This is a genomic window from Promicromonospora kroppenstedtii DSM 19349, from assembly GCF_000515355.1.
Classification (GTDB): domain Bacteria; phylum Actinomycetota; class Actinomycetes; order Actinomycetales; family Cellulomonadaceae; genus Promicromonospora; species Promicromonospora kroppenstedtii.
The window spans coordinates 88,579-91,962 of the sequence record NZ_KI911759.1; the positions used below are offsets into that span (position 1 = coordinate 88,579).

General features: G+C 71.7%; 4 protein-coding genes. 1 reads left to right on the top strand and 3 read right to left on the bottom strand.

The window, feature by feature from the left end; translation table 11 throughout:
- The 3 genes from PROKR_RS27085 to PROKR_RS27095 all read right to left on the bottom strand — a co-directional run.
- Nucleotides 1-412 (bottom strand): toll/interleukin-1 receptor domain-containing protein (locus PROKR_RS27085; protein WP_157602774.1); only part of this gene is annotated, 412 nt, incomplete at its 3' end.
- Nucleotides 409-1,275 (bottom strand): prephenate dehydrogenase, encoded by an 867-nt coding sequence (locus tag PROKR_RS27090; protein WP_036969986.1) that lies wholly within the window; start codon nucleotides 1,273-1,275, stop codon nucleotides 409-411. The genes PROKR_RS27085 and PROKR_RS27090, both read right to left, overlap by 4 nt.
- A gap of 204 nt (nucleotides 1,276-1,479) precedes the next feature.
- A complete protein-coding gene (locus PROKR_RS27095; protein WP_051433419.1) occupies nucleotides 1,480-2,277 on the bottom strand; it encodes an IclR family transcriptional regulator in 798 nt (265 codons plus the stop codon).
- Between the two features lie 211 nt (nucleotides 2,278-2,488).
- On the opposite strand from PROKR_RS27095, the gene kduI reads away from it, so the two are divergent.
- Nucleotides 2,489-3,307 carry a 5-dehydro-4-deoxy-D-glucuronate isomerase gene (kduI, locus tag PROKR_RS27100; RefSeq protein ID WP_036969989.1) on the top strand — a complete coding sequence of 273 codons (819 nt, stop codon included), beginning with the start codon at nucleotides 2,489-2,491 and terminating at the stop codon, nucleotides 3,305-3,307.
- The last annotated feature ends 77 nt before the right edge of the window (nucleotides 3,308-3,384 follow it).

Consider the following 3,384-nt stretch of genomic DNA (forward strand, 5'->3'; position numbering starts at 1 on the left):
GTTCGATCGTCGGCACGAGCCAGGCGAGGTCGGCCCCGTCGGCCGGCACGGCCTGGCGCTCGGTCAGCGGGCGGAGCGACGCGGGGAGCCCGTCCGGATCCGGGAGCCCGGCGCCCCGCACCAGCACGGGCAGCACCCGTTTGCCGTGGTCGAGGGCGTGCTCGATCTCCTGCCGCACGAAGTCCGCCGGGTCGCCGATGCGGTCGCCGCCCGCCCAGCGTGGGCCGATCACGGCCAGCACCAGGTCGGCGTCACGGATCGCGTCCCTGAGCACGTCGGGAAACGCGGTGGCGGGCGGGACGTCCTCCGTGTCGAGGAACACCGCCGGGTAGTGGTCTCGCAGGTGGCGGTAGTACCGCAGGCTCTCGTCGCGGGTGTCGTCCCGTCGGTACGAGATGAAGATCTTCGTCATTCGGCCTCGAAGAGCGTGGTCCAGCGGTGGTCCGCCGTCGTCAGCAGCTCGCGCAGGGCCGCGGGGTCGCTCTCGGCCACGCGGTCGGCCACCAGCTCGACCTCGCGCGCGTAGCGCCGGAGGGCCTCGACGACGTGGTCGGTGTTCGTGACCAGCACGTCCGCCCACATGTCGATGTTCTCCGTGGCCTTCCGTGTGCTCTCGCGGAAGCCGCCCGCGGGCAGCTCGGCGAGCATCGGGTCGGGGTCCTTGTCCGCGAGCTCGAGCAGCGGCAGGGGCAGGATCCGGGGCAGGTGGCTGACGACGGCGACGAGCCGGTCGTGCCGCGCGGGCTCCAGCACCTCGACCCGGGCGCCGATCTCCTCCAGCAGGCCGGTGCACCACCGGGTCACGGCGGGATCGGTGCGCGGCGTGGGGGTGAGCAGGAAGACACGGCCGCCGAAGACCCGCGCGGTGGGGCTGTCGGTGCCTGCGGTGGCGGGACCGGTCATCGGGTGCCCGCCGATCGGCACGACGTCGTCGGGCAGGAGCTTGTCCATCGCCTCGGTGACCGCCGACTTGGTGCTGCCGATGTCCAGCACGACCGTGCCGGGGCGCAGGAGCGGTCCGAGCTCGGTCAGGTAGGTGATGATCTGCTGCACCGGCGTGCACAGCACGAGCAGGTCCGCTGCGCGCGCGACGTCGGCGGCGGTGTCCAGCACCTCGTCGACGTGCGCGCCGTCCAGTGCCTGGGCCCGTGCGTCGGCGGAGCTGTCGTAGCCGACCACCCGCCCGATGCCGCTCGCCCCGCGCAGCGCCGCACCGAGCGAGGCGCCCATGAACCCCAGGCCGACCACGCCGGCCGTCCTCGTGCCGTCCGTCATGGAGTGCTCCTCGCGCTCGCGGTGCCGGGTCAGGTGCAGTTCGAAGGCAGTCCAGATGCAGTCCAGATGCAGGTCAGAGTGCCGCGGACCCCCGGCGCGAGGCCGGACTCCATGCTCCAGGAGAGTACACGGGAGCGGCGGGGCGGGGGCGTCGTCGGCGCCCCCGCGGGCCGCACCTCTCAGCGCACCGTTCGGCGTACCCGCTCAGCGCACCATGCTGTTGCCCTGCACCGCCGCCAGCCGCGACCGGACGCTGAGCAGGGTCTCGATGATGAGGTCCTCGCGCCCGTCGCCGAGCCTGCTGATCGGCACCGCGACGCTCATGGCGTCCACGGCGTGGTTGCTGAACGGGAGCGCCACGCCGAAGCAGCGCACGCCCATGCACGACTCCTCGCTCTCGGTCGCGTAGCCCTGGTAGGCCGCGCGGTCGATGATCTCCAGCACGGCGGCCTTGTCGGTGGTGGTGTTCGGCGTGATCGCGGCGATCGACTCGGGCACCAGGTCGCCCCGGGACTCGGCCGGCATCTCCGCGAGCAGGGCCCGCCCCAGCGACGTGGCGTACGCCGGGAGGCGGCGTCCGACGGCGGAGTGCATGCGCAGCGGGTGCACGGACTCGCGCTTGGCGGTGTAGATGACGTCGGCGCCGTCGAGGCGGCCCAGGTGCACCGTCTCCTGCGTGGCGGCGGCCACCTCGTCGAGCACAGCCGTGGCGCGGGCCAGCACGGGGTCGCCGTCCAGGTAGGCGGAGCTGACGACGAGGGAGTGGATGCCGAGCTGGTAGACGGTGCCGGTCGGGTCGGTCTGCAGCCAGCCCCGGTCGGTCATGGTGCGCAGCAGCGCGTGCAGGCTGCTCTTCGGGATGCTGAGGCGCGTCGAGAGCTGCAGCTGGGTTCCGGGGCCGTTCGCGGCTATGTCGTCGAGCAGGTCCAGGGCGCGCGCCGCCGACTTCACCGGACCGGTCTCCGTGGTACCGGTCGTCTGGAACTCCTTCTGCAGCTGCATTAACGCTCTCCTCTGGTCCTGCCGGTCGTACGTGTGGGTACCCGGGAACTGACCCGGGGGTGAATACGACAGTACCGCGAGTTCGCATACATGGACAGGTTTCCGCCCCTTGACCCGTGACCCGGGTCACGTCTATCTTCGGACCAGTTCACATAGACGAACGCAGTTCACAGACGAACGCGATTCGCCAGACCGACCGAGGGGCAGCTACGTGATCCAGGTTCGATACTCGACATCTCCCGCCAGCGCGGAGACGGCAACCACCGCGGACCTGCGGGAGAGCTTCCTCGTCTCAGACCTCTTCGTCAGCGGCGAGGTCCGGGGCACGTACACCCACGACGACCGGCTGCTCGTCGGCGGGGCCGTCCCGGCCGACGGCGAGGTCGGCCTCCCGGCCTGGACGGACGTGCTCGGCACCGCCAGCCACCTCGAGGGCCGCGAGCTCGGCGTCATCAACGTGGGCGGCGCGGGCCATGTCGTCGTCGACGGCGAGAAGTTCGAGCTGGAGCACCTCGACGGCCTGTTCGTCGGCCGGGGGAGCGAGGTCACCTTCGCCGGCACCGACGCCGCCTACTACTTCGTGTCCGCGCCGGCGCACACCGCCTACCCGACCCAGGTGCTGCGGCACAGCGAGGTGGAGCCGGTCGCGCTGGGCTCGGCCGAGGCGGCCAACGAGCGCAACCTCTTCCGGTACGTGTGGGGCCAGGACGTCAAGACCGCCCAGCTCCAGTTCGGGGTCACGGTCATCGCCAGCGGCTCGGTGTGGAACACGTTCCCGCCGCACCTGCACGATCGCCGCACCGAGATCTACTGCTACGTGGACCTCGACGAGAGCGACCGCGTCTTCCACTTCATGGGCAAGCCCGGCGAGACCCGCCATCTGGTGCTCCGCAACCGCGAGGCCGTCATCTCCCCGCCGTGGTCGATCCACGCCGGGGCCGGCACCGGCTCGTACGCCTTCATCTGGGCCATGGCGGGCGAGAACAACGTCTACACCGACCTCAGCCCCGTGGCGGTGGACGACCTGTGACGAGCTCGCCCTTCGACCTGACCGGCCGGTGCGCCGCGGTGACCGGCGCGGGCCGCGGCCTCGGGCAGGCGGTCGCG